This is a genomic window from Bartonella sp. AA78NXGY, assembly GCF_042197005.1.
GTDB lineage: Bacteria > Pseudomonadota > Alphaproteobacteria > Rhizobiales > Rhizobiaceae > Bartonella.
Map to the genome: position 1 here is coordinate 1 of NZ_JBHIRI010000083.1, position 734 is coordinate 734.

1 pseudogene is annotated in these 734 nt (G+C 42.9%); it reads right to left on the reverse strand.

The window, feature by feature from the left end:
* Positions 1-734: pseudogene (locus ACFINL_RS09755) on the reverse strand (hypothetical protein); the annotation flags it as partial.

The window sequence follows — 734 nt, forward strand, 5'->3', positions numbered from 1 at the left end:
TACTTAGCTCCTCCACCTAAAGATTGTGCAACTTTATCACCTAGAGCATGAAGCTGATTACCCGTTACAGCATCCGTGGAACCATCCTTAATGACGCCATCTAAAAGAGATGTAAGCTTGCTATTGCTTTTGCTATCTTTCTCTCCATGCGTCGCTACAAAGGCATGTGCAGTGTCGCTCCATAATAAAGCATCACCATTAACCGCTTGAGTAATATTACTTAGTTTTTCATCAAACTTTTTAACCTCATTAGACAGATGTGTGTTCACATTCTTGACACTCGTATCAAGACCCGCAAAGGCACTACCAACATCATTGAAGCTCTTCTTTCCCACATCACCATCTGCAGAAATATTAGAGATCTCGTAAGTCGGAGCTGTCCATGTGCCATTCTCATACTTAGCTTTACCACCTAAAGACTTCGCAACACCGCTCCCTAGTGCATATAGCTGGTTACCCGCTACAGCATCCGTTGACGTTCTACTAATGTCGCCATTTTTAAGAGACGTTATCTTGCTGTTCTCTTTACTGTCCCCATGCGTTGCTACAAACGCACCTTTAGACTTATCCCACAACAAGGCGTCAGCCTGAGCAGTGGTAATTTCATTGGTAATCTCTTTATGTAAATCCGTGAAAGAAGTTCCTACACCGGCAAACGCTGAAGCCACATCTGTATAGCTCTCCTCACTCTCAGTTCCATCAGATTTTACTGTTTTAACCGTGAACTTAGGTTT